The sequence below is a fragment of the Micromonospora sp. WMMC273 genome (assembly GCF_027460285.1).
GTDB classification, from domain to species: Bacteria; Actinomycetota; Actinomycetes; order Mycobacteriales; family Micromonosporaceae; genus Micromonospora; species Micromonospora aurantiaca.
This window is the reverse complement of sequence record NZ_JAPZBE010000001.1, coordinates 5,452,107-5,468,448: the sequence shown is the minus strand read 5'-3', so window position 1 is coordinate 5,468,448 and position 16,342 is coordinate 5,452,107. Positions and strand designations below refer to the sequence as shown.

The 16,342-nt window shown below is 75.2% G+C and carries 14 protein-coding genes; 8 read left to right on the top strand and 6 right to left on the bottom strand.

Features of this window, described 5'->3' with window-relative positions; all coding sequences use genetic code 11:
- Window positions 1-102 precede the first annotated feature (102 nt).
- On the top strand, window positions 103-855 hold the full coding sequence (locus O7611_RS25360) for an SDR family NAD(P)-dependent oxidoreductase (RefSeq protein ID WP_194801475.1): 753 nt from the start codon (window positions 103-105) through the stop codon (window positions 853-855).
- 57 nt (window positions 856-912) lie between these two features.
- Here the strand turns inward: O7611_RS25360 and O7611_RS25355 are convergent, their stop codons facing one another.
- Window positions 913-1,731 (bottom strand): hypothetical protein, encoded by an 819-nt coding sequence (locus tag O7611_RS25355; protein WP_194801474.1) that lies wholly within the window; start codon window positions 1,729-1,731, stop codon window positions 913-915.
- A 141-nt stretch (window positions 1,732-1,872) separates the two neighbouring features.
- On the opposite strand from O7611_RS25355, the gene O7611_RS25350 reads away from it, so the two are divergent.
- The 4 genes from O7611_RS25350 (at window position 1,873) to O7611_RS25335 (ending at window position 7,276) form a co-directional block, all read left to right on the top strand.
- Window positions 1,873-3,696, top strand: a complete 1,824-nt coding sequence (locus O7611_RS25350) for a BTAD domain-containing putative transcriptional regulator (protein WP_269697692.1) — start codon at window positions 1,873-1,875, stop codon at window positions 3,694-3,696.
- Window positions 3,693-5,810, top strand: coding sequence for a RecQ family ATP-dependent DNA helicase (locus O7611_RS25345; RefSeq protein WP_269697691.1), 2,118 nt, complete (start codon window positions 3,693-3,695; stop codon window positions 5,808-5,810). Before O7611_RS25350 ends, O7611_RS25345 begins: the two co-directional genes overlap by 4 nt.
- Window positions 5,811-5,955: 145 nt before the next feature.
- A complete protein-coding gene (locus O7611_RS25340; RefSeq protein WP_013288699.1) occupies window positions 5,956-6,186 on the top strand; it encodes a heavy-metal-associated domain-containing protein in 231 nt (76 codons plus the stop codon).
- Entirely contained in the window at window positions 6,179-7,276 is a 1,098-nt protein-coding gene (locus O7611_RS25335) for a hypothetical protein (RefSeq protein ID WP_269697690.1), read from the top strand. Before O7611_RS25340 ends, O7611_RS25335 begins: the two co-directional genes overlap by 8 nt.
- A gap of 30 nt (window positions 7,277-7,306) precedes the next feature.
- Here the strand turns inward: O7611_RS25335 and O7611_RS25330 are convergent, their stop codons facing one another.
- Window positions 7,307-7,726: a helix-turn-helix domain-containing protein gene (locus O7611_RS25330; RefSeq protein ID WP_026268433.1), complete on the bottom strand. Its 420-nt coding sequence runs from the start codon at window positions 7,724-7,726 to the stop codon at window positions 7,307-7,309.
- 192 nt (window positions 7,727-7,918) lie between these two features.
- Here O7611_RS25330 and O7611_RS25325 point away from each other — a divergent pair, with 192 nt between their 5' ends.
- A complete protein-coding gene (locus O7611_RS25325) occupies window positions 7,919-8,344 on the top strand; it encodes a hypothetical protein (protein ID WP_269697689.1) in 426 nt (141 codons plus the stop codon).
- A 51-nt stretch (window positions 8,345-8,395) separates the two neighbouring features.
- Here O7611_RS25325 and O7611_RS25320 read toward each other — a convergent pair whose 3' ends face one another.
- Window positions 8,396-9,544 (bottom strand): class I SAM-dependent methyltransferase, encoded by a 1,149-nt coding sequence (locus O7611_RS25320; RefSeq protein WP_194801469.1) that lies wholly within the window; start codon window positions 9,542-9,544, stop codon window positions 8,396-8,398.
- Window positions 9,545-9,750: 206 nt separating this feature from the next.
- Window positions 9,751-11,415 carry a DEAD/DEAH box helicase gene (locus tag O7611_RS25315; protein ID WP_194801468.1) on the bottom strand — a complete coding sequence of 555 codons (1,665 nt, stop codon included), beginning with the start codon at window positions 11,413-11,415 and terminating at the stop codon, window positions 9,751-9,753.
- A gap of 282 nt (window positions 11,416-11,697) precedes the next feature.
- On the opposite strand from O7611_RS25315, the gene O7611_RS25310 reads away from it, so the two are divergent.
- Window positions 11,698-12,339, top strand: coding sequence for a ferritin-like fold-containing protein (locus O7611_RS25310; RefSeq protein WP_269697688.1), 642 nt, complete (start codon window positions 11,698-11,700; stop codon window positions 12,337-12,339).
- A gap of 46 nt (window positions 12,340-12,385) precedes the next feature.
- Here O7611_RS25310 and O7611_RS25305 read toward each other — a convergent pair whose 3' ends face one another.
- Together O7611_RS25305 and O7611_RS25300 are read right to left on the bottom strand one after the other, a co-directional pair.
- Window positions 12,386-12,613, bottom strand: a complete 228-nt coding sequence (locus tag O7611_RS25305) for a DUF3107 domain-containing protein (protein WP_013288692.1) — start codon at window positions 12,611-12,613, stop codon at window positions 12,386-12,388.
- Between the two features lie 65 nt (window positions 12,614-12,678).
- Window positions 12,679-13,317: a TetR/AcrR family transcriptional regulator gene (locus O7611_RS25300; RefSeq protein ID WP_194801466.1), complete on the bottom strand. Its 639-nt coding sequence runs from the start codon at window positions 13,315-13,317 to the stop codon at window positions 12,679-12,681.
- A 149-nt stretch (window positions 13,318-13,466) separates the two neighbouring features.
- Here O7611_RS25300 and O7611_RS25295 point away from each other — a divergent pair, with 149 nt between their 5' ends.
- Window positions 13,467-16,322, top strand: coding sequence for a hypothetical protein (locus tag O7611_RS25295; RefSeq protein WP_194801465.1), 2,856 nt, complete (start codon window positions 13,467-13,469; stop codon window positions 16,320-16,322).
- Window positions 16,323-16,342 lie beyond the last annotated feature (20 nt).

Sequence of the window (16,342 nt, the reverse complement as noted above, 5' to 3'; positions counted from 1 at the left end):
TTCACCCCGTTGATCAAGGAGTTTGTGTCCTGATGCCGCGGTTAGGATGACCCAAAGTCCTTGATCAACGGGGAGAGCGGGGAAGGGGAGGGGAGAGACCTCATGGGGGAGCTGCGGCGGCTTGCGGTTGTCAGTGGGGGTGGGACCGGGATCGGGGCCGCGGTGGCGCGTGGGCTCGTCGAGGACGGGTTCGACGTTCTCGTGGTGGGGCGGCGGGGTGACGTGCTCGAAGCCGCCGCGCGGCGGATCGGTGACGAGAGCGGACGGGACGGGGCGGTCACGCCTGTCGTCGCCGACCTGACCGATCCGGGGCAGGTCGCCGCGGTGGTGGACGCGGTCGGGGACCGTGCCGTGGACGCCGTCGTCAACAACGCCGGGGGCTACCTCGGCGGGTCGACCGACTCGCTCGGCGGGGTGGCGGACTGGTGGCGGGCCACCCTGGACGCCAACGTGCTGACCGCCGTCCTGCTCACCGAGGCGCTCCTGCCCGCCCTGCGCCGCCCCGGCGGCCGGGTGGTCCTGCTCAGCTCGATCGCCGCACAGCGCGGCGGCGCCGGGCCGTACTCGGCGGCGAAGGCCGCGCTGCACGGCTGGGCTTACGACCTGGCCGCCCAGCTCGGGCCGGACCAGATCACCGTGAACGTGGTCAGCCCCGGCTACGTGGCCGAGACCGAGTTCTTCGGCGACCGGATGACGCCCGAGGGCCACGCTAAGCGGGTCGCCGCCACGCTCGTCGGCCGGGCCGGAGTGCCGGACGACATCGCGGCGGCGGTGCGCTACCTGGTCGGCCCGTCCGCCGGGTACGTCACCGGACAGGTGCTCGGCGTCAACGGCGGTTCCGTGCTCGGCCGCTGACACGTGGAAGGGGCGGCGGCCCCCCGTGTGGCCACCGCCCCTTCGCGTACGTCGTGGTCAGCCGTTGAGCATTTCGTACGCCGACGCCGGCGCCTTCTGCACCTGCGAACCCGTCGGCGCGGTGAGCTTCGGCGCCTTGCCGAAGTCGTAGTACTTGGCGACCAGCTTCATCGCCTTCGTCTTGCCGGCGGCCGGCACGTCCAGGGTCAGCGACGTGAGGTTCCCGTCCGGCCCGACCACGGCCGTGAACGGCACCTTCTTCGCCGCCTCACCCAGCGCGGCCACGTCCACCGTGCTGAAGTTCTCGCGGATGTCGGCGTTGGCGGTCAGGTCGGCGAACCCGCCGTACGTGCCGTTGCCCCGATCCTCGACCGTCTCGGCGGTCCGGATGACAGCGGCCGTGTTGGCCGGGTCGGCGTTCTGGTAGACCGGCACCTCCGAGGCGTCGTCGAGCTTCGTGCGGTCCAGGAGCATCCAGCGCTTCGGCAGCTTCATCGCCTCCTGCAGGCCGGGCATGCCGGTGATCTTGACGCGCACCCAGATGTCGTCCTCGATCACGCGGAAGGTCATTCCCATGGTGAACTCGGGGTCCTTCTCCGACACGGTCAGCTCCACGCCGCGCGCCGCCGGGTCGACCAGCCCGTCGAACTTCTCGGTGCCCTCGATGGTGGAGAACCGGAAGGCCGGGTCCTTCTCGTCCGGCACGGCGGCCAGCAGCGCGGCCTTCGGGTCGGCCGACGGGCTCGGCGCCGGTCCGGCGCCCTCGGAGGCGTCCCCGGTCCCGCACCCCGCGGACAGGACGGTGGTGGCCAGCACGGCCGTCGCGAGAGCCGCGATCCGCCGGAGGTTGCCGGCGAAACCGAATCGCTGCGTCATGGTGTTCGACTCACTTTCCCAGGTGATTGTTGCCGGGTAAGTATCGTCAGACGTCACGGCGGCATCGCTGCCGATATGCTGCCGTCCGACTGCCGTCGGCCACAGTGGGTGCCGGCAGGCGACACGGGGGCGGAAACTCGCATGTCAGAGGCGCTGCGCTTCGAAGTGCTCGGCCCGCAGCGGGCCTGGTACGCCGACCGTCAGCTCGATCTGGGGCCGGCCAAGCAGCGGGCCGTACTGGCCGTACTGCTGCTCGCCGCCGGCCGTCCCGTGCCGAGCGGGCAGATCGTCGAGGCGGTGTGGCCGGACGAGGCACCGGTGAACGGCCTCAACGTGGTGCAGAAGCACGTCGCCGGTCTGCGCCGGGTGCTGGAACCCGACCGGTCACCGCGTACGCCGGCCCGGGTGCTCACCCTCACCGACGCGGGCTATCTGCTGCGGGTGCCGCCCGAGGCGGTGGACGTGGTGCGCTTCGAGCGCGGCGTGCGGCGTGCGCGGTCGGCCCAGGCGGCCGGGCGTACGGAGGAGGCGCTCGCCGAGGTGAGCGCCGCGCTGGAGCTGTGGCAGGGAGAACCGTTCACCGGGTTCGCCGGGCCGTACTTCGACGCGGCCCGGCACCGGCTGGTGGAGATGCGCGCGGTCGCCCTGGAGACGCGTGTCGACCTGGAGCTGGCCGACGGCCGGCACGGCGAGCTGGTCGGCCGGCTGGTCGAGCTGGTCGCCGAGTTCCCGGTCCGGGAGCGGCTGCGCCACCAGCTCATGCTGGCGTTGCACCGCAGTGGACGGCAGGCCGAGGCGCTGGCCGCCTACCGCGACTACGCCGGGCTGCTCCGCGACGAGTACGGCATCGAGCCGGGCGAGCCGCTCCAGGATCTGCACCGGCGCATCCTGCGCGCCGACCCGGACCTCCTGGCTCAGGCGCCGCGTCGTCCGGCCGGACCCGGCGAGAGGTGGGCGGGCGGCCCGGAGCCGCTTCCGGCCCCCGCCGAGGCACCGGCCCGGCCGCTGCCCACCGGCCCGGCCGAGAGCCCGCCCCAGCCCGCCGCGCCGGCCCAGCCCACGGTCTCGGCTCAGCTCACCGTTCCGGTGCAGTTCACCGTCTCGGCGCAGCCGGGTGGTCCGTTTCCGCCGCCACCGCCCGGTGAGTCGCCGACCGGCCTGCCGCCCTGGGTCTCGCCCCCTGTCGCGCCGCTTATCGGCCCCGTGCCGCCGTCCCGGCGTCCATCCGGTGTGCCCGGCTGGTTGAGCGTCGTCGCGACTGTGGGCGGCGCGCTCGTCGCCCTGTTCTCGTTCGGCATGCTCACGTGGCTGGTGGTGCTGCTCTACGGGGTCTGGCGCCGGGGCTGGGGCAGCGTCGCCGCCGCGATCTACTACCTGACCGTGGCCGTGACGTTCGTGGTGGTCCTGGGCAGCAGCGAGACCGAGGAGGTCAGCGGACCCGAGGCCACCCTGATAGTGATCTGGCTTACCACCTGGGCGGCGGGCGTCCCGCACGTGGTGCTGCTCAACGGCCGGCTGCTCACCTGGTTGCGCGGCCTCTGGCGTGGGCGGCCCTACGCCGACCGCAACCGGCTGCGCCGGGAGTACGCCCGTTACCTGCTCTACCAGTACCCGTCGGCCCGGGACGACCTGCGCATCGGGCGCCCCGACCTGCCCCGCGCGTACGACGACGGCGGACTGGTGGACGTCAACTCGGTGCCGGACCAGGTGATCGCCGGGCTGCCGGGACTGACCCGGTCGCAGGCGCAGCACGTGGTGGTCGACCGGCGGATGCGCGGCCCGTACACGTCGATGGAGGAGCTGGCCGCACGGTGCCTGCTGCCGGCGGCGGCGACGGACTCGCTGCGCGAGCTGCTGATCTTCCTGCCACCCGCACCGACGCCCACGCCGACGCCCGCACCGGCGCCCACGTCGCCGTCCGGCCCGCCGGAGTCGTCCGCCCTCCCTGGTAGAAATGCCGGATGAGCCAGGATCGGATGGCCGTCCGGGAGCGCGCCGAGGCGGTGCTGCGACGGCTGGCGGGCGACCACGCCCGGCTGCGCGAGGACCAGTGGCGTGCCATCGAGGCGCTGGTGGTCGACCGGCGGCGGGTGCTCTGCGTGCAGCGCACCGGCTGGGGCAAGTCGGCCGTCTACTTCGTGGCGACCGCGCTGCTGCGTGAGGGGAACCAGCACGGGCCGACGGTGATCGTCTCGCCGCTGCTGGCGCTGATGCGCAACCAGGTCGAGTCCGCCGCCCGAGCCGGCATCCGGGCGCGCACCATCAACTCGGCGAACCTGGACGAGTGGGACCAGATCACCGCCGAGATCCACGCCGGCGCCGTCGACGTACTGCTGATCAGCCCGGAACGCCTGAACAACCCGGACTTCCGCGACGGCGTACTGCCGAAGCTCGCCGCCACCACCGGGCTGCTCGTGGTCGACGAGGCGCACTGCGTCTCCGACTGGGGGCACGACTTCCGGCCGGACTACCGGCGGCTGCGCACGTTCCTGGCCAACCTGCCCGAGCACACGCCGGTGCTCGCCACCACCGCCACCGCCAACGCCCGCGTCACGCAGGACGTGGCCGAGCAGCTCGGTGACGCCCTGGTGCTGCGCGGCACGCTGGACCGGGAGTCGCTGCGCCTCGGCGTACTCGATCTGCCGAGCCCGGCCCACCGCCTGGCCTGGCTGGCCGACCACCTGGACCGGCTCCCCGGCTCGGGCATCGTCTACACGCTCACCGTCGCGGCGGCCACCGAGACTGCCGACTTCCTGCGCGGCCGGGGCTGGTCGGTCGCCTCCTACACCGGGCAGGCCGAGGACGCCGACCGGCGGGCCGCCGAACAGGACCTGCTGGACAACAAGATCAAGGCGCTGGTCGCCACCAGCGCGCTGGGCATGGGCTTCGACAAGCCCGACCTGGGCTTCGTCGTGCACCTGGGCGCGCCGCCCTCGCCGATCGCCTACTACCAGCAGGTCGGCCGCGCGGGCCGCGCCGTCGAGCACGCCGAGGTGCTGCTGCTGCCGGGCGTGGAGGACGCGGCGATCTGGCGGTACTTCGCCTCGCTCGCCTTCCCGCCCGAGGAGCAGGTCCGCGCCGTGCTCGCCGCGCTGGACACCGAGCGGCCGATCTCCACCCAGGCCCTCGAACCGGTGGTCGACCTGCGCCGGGCCCGGCTGGAGCTGATGCTCAAGGTGCTCGACGTGGACGGCGCGGTCCGCCGGGTGCGCGGCGGCTGGCTCGCCACCGGCGAGCCCTGGGTCTACGACGAGGCCCGGTTGCGGCGGGTCGCCGACGCGCGCGCCGCCGAGCAGCGGGCCATGCGGGAGTACGCCTCGACGTCCGCCTGCCGGATGCGCTACCTGCGGGAAGGGCTGGACGACAGCGGGGCGGCCGACTGCGGCCGGTGCGACAACTGCGCCGGCCCGCTGTTCGACGCCACCGTGTCCGACCAGGCGCTGACCGCCGCGCAGACGTTCCTCGGGCGCCCCGGCGTGCCGATCCCGCCCAAGAAGCTCTGGCCGACCGGGTTGGAGTCGGTCGGCGTACCCCTGAAGGGCCGCATCCCCCCGGCGGAGCAGGCGCTGCCCGGCCGGGCCGTGGGGCGCCTGTCCGACCTGGGCTGGGGCGGGCGGCTGCGCGGGCTGGTCGGGCCGGAGGCGCCGGACGGCCCGGTGCCCGACGACGTGGTGGCCGCCGTGGTCGAGGTGCTGAAGGCGTGGGCGCACGGCGACGACCCGTGGCCCCGGCGACCGGCGGTCGTGGTCGCGGTCGGCTCCCGGACGCGCCCGCTGCTGGTCGGCTCGCTGGCCGAGCGGATCGCCGCCGTGGGCCGGCTGCCGCTGCTCGGCCACGTCGTCCCGGCCGGGCCTGGCGGCGGCGGGCCGCGCGGCAACAGCGCCCAGCGGGTACGCGCGCTGCACGACGCCTTCCAGCTGCCCGACGATCTGGCCGGCGCGCTGGCCGGGCTGGACGGGCCGGTGCTGCTGGTGGACGACCTGGTCGACTCGGGCTGGACGATGGGCATGGTGGCGCGGCTGCTGCGCCGGGCCGGTGCTCCGGACGTGCTGCCGCTGGCGCTCGCGGTGGCCGGCTGACCCGTCCGGCCGCGGGCGGGTTCCCGGCGGTGCGTGGCGGGTTCCCGGCCGGCGCGGAAAGTTCCCGGGCCGGGCGGAATGCGAGCGTCACCACCGTCGGCGGACCGTCGTCGGGCCCGCACCCGGGCGGCGGTACCGTGGGGTCATGACCGAGCAGCGACCCGTCGTCCAGACGTACACCGTGACCGGGATGACCTGCGGACACTGCGTCAAGGCGGTGACCGAGGAGCTGTCCGCGCTGCCCGGCGTCGACGAGGTCCGGATCGATCTGACGAGCGGCACCGCCACTGTCACCAGCGCGGCGCCGCTGCCCGTCGAGTCCGTGCGTGCCGCTGTGGACGAGGCGGGTTACGAGCTGGTCGGCGGCGGTGCCTGAGTCGTCGTCCGTCACGTCCGGCACCGGCGTCGTCCCCGACGACTCCGAGGCCGGTTCCGACGCTCCCGCTGCGCAGCCCGGGGACGCGGCGCTGGCCCGGGACGCGGCGCTGGCCGGGAACGGCGCGAGTGGTTCGGCCGGGGCGGCCGGGCCCGTCGCCGTCGACCGGGAGACGCTGCGGCTGGCCCTGGTGGTGGGCGGCCTGGTGCTCGCCGTGCTGCTCGGCTTCGGTCTCGGGCGGATGAACGCGCCGGCCGGCCCGGCCCGGCCCGCCGGCGCCACGGCCGGGGTCGCCACGGGCGGCGCAGACGGCGGCGCGCACGCCCACTCACCCGGCACCGGCGCCCACACGCACGACGGCGCCACCGTCACGCAGGGCGGCGGCGACGGCGCGACCGGGCTGTCGATCACCTCGGCCGGCTACACGCTGGTGCCGTCGACCGAGCTGGTCGCGGACCGCGCCGGTGAGCTGCGCTTCCAGATTCGCGACGACCAGCGCCGGGCGGTCACCCGGTTCGCCGTCGTGCACGACAAGCCGATGCACGTGATCATGGTCCGGCGTGACCTCAGCGGCTACCGGCACCTGCACCCGACGATGGCCGCCGACGGCACCTGGTCGGTCCCGATCACGGCGCCGGGCGCGGGCCCCTGGCGGATGTACGCGGACTTCACCGCGGTGGCCGACGACGGCCGCCAGGTCGCCGTGGTGCTCGGCGCCGACCTGACCGCGTCCGGCGCGTACCGGCCCCGGCCGCTGCCTGCCGCCGCCACGTCGGCCACCGTCGACGGATTCAGCGTCGGGTACGCGGGCACGCCGGAGGTGGGGAAGTCGGTGCCGCTGCGGTTCCGGGTCACCGGCGCGGACGGCGCGGCGGCGGCGCTGGAGCCGTACCTCGGGGCGTACGGGCACCTGGTGGCGTTGCGCGAGGGCGACCTGGGTTACCTGCACGTGCACCCGGAGCCGGTGCGCGACGGCGACGACGTGACGTTCTGGCTGACCGCGCCGGGGCCGGGTAGCTACCGGATGTTCCTGGACTTCCAGGTCGGCGGCGTGGTGCGGACCGCCGAGTTCACGCTGACGGTGCCCTGAGCCCCCGTAGCCCCGTCGCCCGCCCGGCGCTCAGCCGGCCCGGCGGACCGGTCGGCGGGCCAGGTAGCGGAGCAGGTCGCGGATGTGGTGCTTCTCCTCGGCGGGCACGTTCGGGTCGGCGAGCCGATCCAGGATGACGCGCACGTCGGCCTCCACCGGGCCGTCCTCGGCACCCCGGCGGCGGGGCACCGGGCCGGCGTCGGGCAGGCCCAGCGCGCGGAACGCCGCAGCCACCGGCAGGTCGAGGGCGGCGCAGAAGCCGCGGACCTTCGCGAGTTCGGGGTAGTCCTGCCAGTCGCCGGCCAGCCAGCGGAACACAGTGGAACGGCCGACACCGGTGTGGGTGGCGAGGTCGGTCACCGTCCAGCCGCGCTCCTCGCGCGCGGCGTCGATGGCCCGGCGTACGAAGCGCGCGAAGGCCATCTGTGGCGAAACGTCTGCGGAACCCATCCCTGGTGGATCTGTCCCCCTCCTCCGGTGGCCCGGCTCGCGCCCCGAGCCTAGTACGCCGGGCCGGAGAAGTAACTGACTGATCGGTCCGGAGGTCCTGTCGGCGAGACTCGACGACTGCGGAAGCCTGCTTCGGGTAATGCACTTCGGGTAATAGGCTGAGGAAACCCTGGGAATCGATGGAGGAGAAGCATGGCCGAGCCGGACCGTCCCGTACCGCATCGCCCCGGCGCGGTGAGCCTCTTCTTCGTGGCCAAGGCCGCGTTGTTCGCTCTCGGCTTCTGGATCTGGCTGCTGGTGCTGGCGGTACGCGGAGGCGACGCGACCGGCGTACACCTGATCGCCGCGACCGGCGCGATCTGCACCACACTGGCCGCGGTGGTGCTCGGGGCGCGGATGGCGTTGCAGCGCAATGCCGCCCTCCGGCACGCCGAGCTGAAGCGGATGCTGGTGGACATCTCGTGGAACGCCTTCGCCGCCGCCGGCAACGCCGAGCATGCCGGGAAGGTGGTGCCGTTCCCGAGCGCGTCGCACGACGGCGAGCGGGCATCGAACCGCGGTGAGCGGGTGTCGGTGCTGGACCGGGGCGACCGCAACCGGGGCGAGCGCGGGCGGTAGGACCGCCGCGCTCGGCGCTCCTCAGCGCGCCTCGGTTCAGCGCGCCTCGGTTCAGCGCGCCTCGGCCAGCAGCGTCTCCAGCCGGGGCGTGACACCCCACTGGCCGATCAACTCGCGATACTCGGCGCGCTGCCCGTCGGTGGGCGCGCCCGCCGTCCGCCGTGCCCGGATGAGCAGGTTGCGCGGCGTGTGCTGGGAGTCGACGAACTCCACCACCTCGGCGCGGTAGCCGTGCAGACGCAGCAGCGCGGCCCGCAGTGAGTCGGTGAGCACGTCGGCGAACCGCTCCCGCAGGATGCCCTGGCGGGTCAGCAGCTCGTACGGCGCGGGCGCCTGACCGGCGCGGAGCTGGGCGGCCAGGTCGTGGTGGCAGCAGGGCGCGGCAAGCACCCAGCGGGCGCCCCAGCGCACCGCCCGGGCCAGCGCCTCGTCGGTGGCGGTGTCGCAGGCGTGCAGCGCTAGCACGAGGTCGGGCGCCGGGTCGACGGGCGCCTCGGCGATGGTGCCGGCCACGAACCCGACCCGGTCGGCCCAGCCCAGCCGATCGGCCAGCTCGGTGTTGCGGCGGCGCTGGTCCTCGCGCACGTCCACCCCGACGAGCGTCACGTCCAGGCCGCGCTGCACCAGGTAGCGGTAGGCGGCGAAGGTCAGGTACGCGTTGCCGCAGCCCAGGTCCACCACCCGCAGCGGGCCGGTGAGGTCGTCGGGCAACGTGGCCGCCAGTGCGCGCAGGAACGCGTCGACCTGGCGGCGCTTGGCAGCCGAGCCGCCGATCTCCCGGAACAGGGGGTCGCCGGGGTCGAGCAGCCACTCCTTGGCCCGGTCGTGCCCGCCCGGCTCGGCGGCCGGACGGCTGGCCGCCGCGCGGTGCACCTGCGCCTCGCCGGACTTGGTCACCCGGAGCTGGAGCGTCGCGTCGGCTGTCTCGACGTGCCAGTTGCCGAACGGCTCGGCGAGCAGTTCGTCCACCGCCGCGCCGGCCTCCGTACCCGGTGCCACGTTGCGGGTGTGCGGCCGTGATCCGTCGGAGACGGCGATCTGCAACCGGGGGCCGGCCTTCAGCGTGACCGGGCGCAGCTCCGCGCGTACCACCGAGGGACGCTGCCCGCGACGGCGCCCGGCGGCGACCGCGCGGGTCAGCCCCGGCGCGAGCAGCAGCGCCCGCACCTCGGCGAGCGCCGAGTCCAGCGCTTCCGGCATCAGTACCTACCTTTCCTGGCCCCACCGCCGCCCGCCGGGGGACACCCGGCCCGGCGATCATGAAGTTGACGGCGCGACACGCCGTGCGCGCCACCGCCAACTTCATGATCGTCGCAGTGGGGAGTGAGGGAGCGGGCGAGTGGGAGGGGCGGGGATGGGGACGGCCTCCGGGACCGGGGTCCGGGAGGCCGTTTCCGTGGTGTTCGTCAGTCGGCGTTGCTGGCCTCGGCGGGCGCGCCGGTGCTGCCGCTGCGACGACGGCGGCGGCGACGCGGCTTGCTCGCCGCCTCACCCTCCGCGGCCTGCGGTGCGGCGGCGGCCTCGGCCGTGCCCTCGGTGCCGATCACCGCGGTCGGCTCACCGGCCACCGTCTCGCCGGCCCGGCGGCGACGGCGCCGACGCGGCGTACGCGGGGCCTCGTCGTCCCCGGCGTCGGCCTGCGCGGGGGTCGAACCGGCGGACGAACCGTCCTCGCCACCCCGGCCACGGCCACGACCGCGGTCACGGTCGCCGCGCTCGCGGCCCCGGCTGTCGCCGCGCCGCGCGCCCCGGCGCGACCGGCTGCCGCCGCCCAGGTCCTCCTCGACCTCGGCGGACAGGCCGGCCCGGGTGCGCTCGGCGGTCGGCAGCGTGCCGCTGACGTCCGTCGGGATGTCCAGGTCCGTGTAGAGGTGCGCGGAGGTGTGGTACGTCTCCGGCGGCTCGGGCATGTCCAGCCCGAGCGTCTTGTCGATGATCCGCCAGCGGGGCATGTCGTCCCAGTCGACGAACGTCACAGCGGAGCCCGTGGCCCCGGCCCGGCCGGTACGGCCGATGCGGTGGGTGTAGGTGTCCTGGTCCTCGGGGCAGTCGTAGTTGATCACGTGTGTGACGCCCGTGACGTCGATGCCCCGGGCGGCCACGTCGGTGGCGACCAGCGTGTCGATCTTGCCGGCCCGGAACGCCCGCAGCGCCCGCTCACGCGCGCCCTGGCCGAGGTCACCGTGCACGGCGGCGACGGCGAACCCGCGGAAGTCGAGGTCCTCGGCGACCCGGTCGGCGGCCCGCTTGGTACGGGTGAAGATCATGGTCAGCCCGCGACCCTCGGCCTGGAGGATGCGCGCCACGATCTCGACCTTGTTCAGCGAGTGCGTGCGGTACGCGAGCTGCTTGGTCTGCGGCGACGGACCGGTCTCGGCGGTGTGCCCGGCGTGGATCGTCACCGGCCGGCGCAGGAAGCGCCGGGACAGCGTGACGATCGGGTCCGGCATGGTGGCCGAGAACAGCATGGTCTGCCGATCCTCCGGCAGCATCGCCAGGATCTTCTCGACGTCGTCCAGGAAGCCCAGGTCGAGCATGCGGTCGGCCTCGTCGAGGACGAGCGCGCGGACCCGGTCGAGCCGCAGGTGCTTCTGCTTCTGCAGGTCCAGCAGGCGGCCCGGGGTGCCGACCAGGATCTCGACGCCCTTGCGGAGCGCCTCGATCTGCGGCTCGTACGCCACGCCGCCGTAGATCGGCAGCACCCGGACACCCCGGGTACGGCCCGCGGCGTCGAGGTCCTTGGCGACCTGGATGCCCAGCTCGCGGGTCGGTACGACGACGAGTGCCTGGGGCACGCCGTCGCTGCCCTCGGACGGGGCGAACACCCGCTCCAGCAGCGGGATGCCGAAGCCGAGCGTCTTGCCGGTGCCGGTCGGCGCCTGCCCGATCAGGTCGACGCCGCGCAGCGCGATCGGCAGCGCGTACTCCTGGATGGCGAAGGCGCGGGTGATACCGGCGGCGGCCAGCGCCTCGACGGTCTCCTGCCGCGCGCCGAGCGCGGCGAACGTGGGTGCCTCCGGGGGGACCGGGGCGGTGGGGGCCAGTGGCTGGCCGGAAATCTGCTCGCTCATATGGATTTGGGGGTGCCCTCTCGTGGTGCGCCCCTCAAGTCCTCAGGGCGCGATCGGTATGGCGCGGGCCACGCGGTCAGGGGCGAATTCGCCGAGCCGGACCGGGCCGCACGCGCGTCGGGGACCGGCGTTGATCAGCAAGTGACCGATTCGGTGCCCACGGCAACTGTCTCATCGTACCTGAACGGTCCCTGAGTCGTCCCGATTCCCAGGTGGTGGCCGTGCGCGCGGGGCGAATTGTTGTGACTTGAGTCACATCAGTGACGCCGGTAGCCTGCGTTCGTGTCCGCCCCCGACCCCGCCGCTGCCGACCTGTTCGGGCTCGTCGCCTACGGCGAACTGCTCGCCTTCGACCGCCTCGCCGCCGACGCGCGCCTCGCACCCGACCTGCGCCGCCGCGCCGCGCTCAGCGAGATGGCCGCCACCGAGATCGCGCACTACAGGTGGCTCACCGACCGGCTCGTCGCCTGCGGCGTCACCCCGGAGGAGGCGATGGCCCCCTACGTCGAGGCACTGCGGGCGTACCACGACTCGACCGAGCCGCGGGACTGGGCGGAGGCGGTGACGAAGGCGTACGTGGGCGACGCGATCACCGACGACTTCCTGCGCGGGATCGCCGACGGCCTGGACGAGCCGGACCGGACGCTGCTGCTGGACGTGCTGCACGACTCCCGGTACGCCGAGTTCGCCGCGGCCGAGATCCGGGCCGCGATCGAGGCCGATCCCCGGGCGGCCGGGCGGCTGTCGATGTGGGCGCGGCGGCTGCTCGGTGAGGCGCTGTCCCAGGCGGGCCGGGTGGCCGCCGCCGACCGGGGCGCGCTCGTCGCGTTGATCGGGCGGACCGGCGGGGACGTGCCGGGGCTGCTGCGCCGGCTGACCGAGGCGCACACCGCGCGGATGACAGCAGTCGGCTTGAACAACTGAGCCGCCGTGGCGGGGAGGCCCGCCACGGCGGCCGGTGCCGCGGGAATCAGCGAACGGTGAACCCGACCGCGCGGGGCGACGCCTCGGCGATCTCGACGTAGGCGACCTTGCCGACCGGAACGATCACGCGCCGGCCCTTCTCGTCGGTCAGGGAGAGCGTGCCCTCGCTCTTGGCGAAGGCGTCGGTCACGATCTGCTCGATCTCGGCCGGCGACTGCGCGCTCTCCAGGACCAGCTCCCGCGGCGCGTACTGCACGCCGATCTTGACCTCCACTGTGCCTCCTCAACTGGGGCGAAAAAGCCACCGTGGGAAGGCTATCCGATCCGGTGGCCCGATGTTCAGGCTGACTCACCTTGCAGCGGGAAGCTGGCGATGCCCCGCCAGGACAGGGCCGCGACCAGCGCCTCGGCCTCCGCCTTGGGCACCTGGCGGCCGCCGGCGAGCCAGAACTGGGCGGCCGTCTCGGCGGCGCCGACCAGGCCCGAGGCGAGCAGTTCGGCGTGCGAGCGGCTGACCCCGGTGTCCGAGATGATCGTGTCGGTGATCGCGGCGATGCAGCCCTGCTCGACCCGCTCCACCCGCTGCCGCACCGCCGGGTCGTTGCGCAGGTCCGACTCGAAGACCAGCCGGAACGCCTCGCTCTCGTGGTCGACGAAGTCGAAGTACGCGCGCACCGCGGCGCCGACGCGCTCCTTGTTGTCGTTGGTGCCGCTCATCGCCTCCTGCACATTTGCCACTATCGCGTCACAGTGCGTGTCCAGCAGTGCGAGGTAGAGCTCCATCTTCCCGGGGAAGTGCTGGTAGAGCACCGGCTTGGAGACACCGGCCCGCTCGGCGATGTCGTCCATCGCGGCGGCGTGGTAGCCCTGCGCGACGAACACCTCCTGAGCGGCGGCGAGCAGCTGCTTACGGCGCGCCGAGCGGGGCAGGCGGGTGGGCCGACCGGCGGTCTGTGCACCGTTCCCCACTGCGGTCATCGGATCCTCCGAGTATCTGCGTACGAGCCGGCACGTATCACCCGAACCGGTCCGGGTTCGTGAACCCGTCGCGGAATTGGCCCGCCGCTGTAACTTATCGCCACTGTCACCACACGGTAGCCTCAGCGGGGGCGACCAAGGAGCGCGCGGTGAGTGAAACAGGGCAACCCGGAGCCGCCACCCCGGGAGAGCACGGCGACGGGACGGGCCGGCAGGACGACCCGGCCCGTACCGGCGGCGGTTGGGCGCCCCCGCCGAACGGCTGGTCCCGCGGTGCCCCGGCGCCCGGCGGCTGGCCCTACGGCGACCTCGGCGGCTGGGCCGCCTCCTCGCCCCGGCACGGCGACCTGCCGGCCCCGCTGCCCGGCCACTCCGCGCCGGAACCGGGCCGCGTCAACGGCCGTCACGTCAACGGCGTGCACCACGCCGGGGAGGAGTCGCCAGTGACCCGCCAGGCGCCGGTCAGTGCCCCGCCCGCGGACGAGCCGCCCCGGCCCACCGACGGCGAACGGCTGGCCGTGCCGGCCCCGCGCCCGGCGCCGACGATCGAGCAGCCGACCGACCCGGGGGAGACCGCCGGTTCCCGGCACGCCGCCGACGACCCGGCCGCCCGGGCCCCGCGCTGGGCCGAGAGCGGGCCGACCTCCGCGCCACCGGCGCTCCAGGTCCCGCCGGTCGGCGCCGCCGCCTCCGGGTTCGAGGTGCCGCCGGGCTTCCACGCGCCCAACACCGAATCCGCCCCGTCGCTGTCCCGGGGCTGGGCCGACCGGCCGGTCACCCCGCCCCCGGCCGCGAACCGGGCGGAGCACGCACCGGGCGAGGCGCACCCGCCCGAGGGCCGGGCGACCGGCGCCGAGCCGCGGGCCGCCGCCGACCCGCCGGCGGGCGACGACCCGAGGGCCGCCGAACCGGACTGGTCCGGGCCGTCCTGGAACCGCCCGAGCTGGGGTGACGGCTGGGCCCCGCCGTGGGCCCGCACCGACGAGCCACCGGCCCGCCGGGCCGAGGAGCCACCGGCCCGGGGAGCGGAGGAGCCGCCGGCCCGCCGGGCCGAGGAGCCCGCCGCCGAGCGCCGGGAGTGGGAGGACGACAGCGCCGCCCACCGCACCGCCCGCGAGGACCGCGCGGCCGAGTGGGCGCCCGAGCCGGTGCGGCCGTACGAGCCGGCCCGCGTCGAGCCGCCCGCCGCCTACGAGCCACCCCGGCCCGAGCCGGTACGGCCGTACGAGCCGCTGCGTGCCGAACCGGCCCCCGGCCCCGAGGCGACGCGGCAGTACCCGCCGCCCGCCGAGCCCGAGGCGTCCCGGCCGTACGAGCCGGGTGCCGGGCCGGAGCCGGCCCGCCGCTACGAGCCGCCCGCCGCGCCCGAGCCGACGCTCGAGGCGACCCGGCCGTTCCGGCTGGCCCGGGGCGACGCCGAACCGCCGCACGGCTACGAGCGGCCCTCCTGGGCCGGGCCGCCGGTGCCGGTCGCCCCGCTGATCACGCCCCCGGGCCCCCCGCCGACGAGTGCCCCGCCCGCACCCGGCGCGCCGCCGGTGGCCGGCGCCCCGCCCGCGCAGGCTGGTGGATACGCCCCCACGGAGGCGGCCGTCCCCGCCCCGCCGACCTCGGACGTGCCCGCCACGAGCGGCCCGCCGCGGTTCGACCCCACCCCCGCGCCCCACCCGACGAGCGCCCCTCCCTACGCGGCCCGCCGGTCCGCACCGGAACCGGTGCCGGCCGCCGACGCGGTCGCCGAGCCCCGACCGGAGGAACCGTCCCCCGTGCTGCCGCAGCGCGTCCCCTCGGAACCGGACGTGCCCGTCGTGCCGGAGCCACCGGCAGTGGAACCGTCCGCCGAGACCCCCGAACTCGCCCGCATCGCCACCCACCTGCGCCGCGACGACGAACCCGCGCCCCTGCGGGAGCGGCCGGAAGGCTTCGACGTCAACGCGATCCTCGACGCGGTCCGCGAGGTGGCGGGCGTACGCGACGCCGCGCTGCGCCGCACCCCGGCCGGCGCGCACAGCCTTCGGCTCGACCTGGCCGACGGCGCCGACCCGGCCGAGGTGAGCCGCCTGGTGGCCCGGCTGCTCCAGGAGCGGATGGGCCTGGCCGCCGCCCCGCAGAACCTGCCCGGCGCGCCCGCCGTGCCGCCGCCGGCCCCGCTGCGCCGCCGCTCGGCCCGGCTGGAGCGCGCCGGTGAGCCGCGTACGGGTGAGAACCGGGCACCCGGCACGCAGCCGCCGCCGGTCGAGGCCCGCGCCGCGCAGTCCGAGCCGGTCGAGGCCCGCAACGGTGACGAGACGGGCGGCGACGAGATGCCGGCGCGGACCGGTGTGATCCGTCCGGCCGCGAACCGCTCCGGTGACGCGCGGTTCGGTGCGGACCGCGCCACGCGTCCGGCCGAGGCGCCCGGCGACGCCGACGAGCCGCCGCGCCGCCGCCGGCAGGCCACCCACCGGGGGCGCGCCGCCGTCGACGAGACGTCGCTGGCCGCCGCGCCGACCGGCATGTCCACCGGCAGCCCGGTGACGCTCGGGACGTCGTACTCCGGTGGTCAGATGACCACGACGGAGACCGCGCCGTCGCGACCGCTGGACACCGGCGGCGTGCCGGGGCCCCGGGTGGTGATCGAGCACGTCCTGGTGAGCACGTTCGGCCTGGACGCCACCACCGAGGTCCGCCTGGTCGCGGGCGACCGCACGGCCGAGGGGCACGCGACCGGGCCGGCGGTCGACGGGTACGTGCTGCGGCTCTGCGCGGTGGCCGCCGCCGCCGCGGTGGACGAGTTGCTCGGCCGGGGCGTTCCGGCCGGCGACCACGGCCGGTGCTTCGTGGAGCACGCCGCCGTGGTGCCGTTCGGCAACTGCGAGGTCGCCACCGTGGTGGTGCTGCTGGTCTGCGACGGCTGGGTGGAGCAGCTGGCCGGTTCGGCGCTGGTGGCCGGGGATCCTCGGCAGGCGGTCGTGCGGGCCACGCTCGCGGCGGTGAACCGGCGGCTGGAGGCGCTGCTCTCCTGAGCCGGTGTGCGGTACGGCCC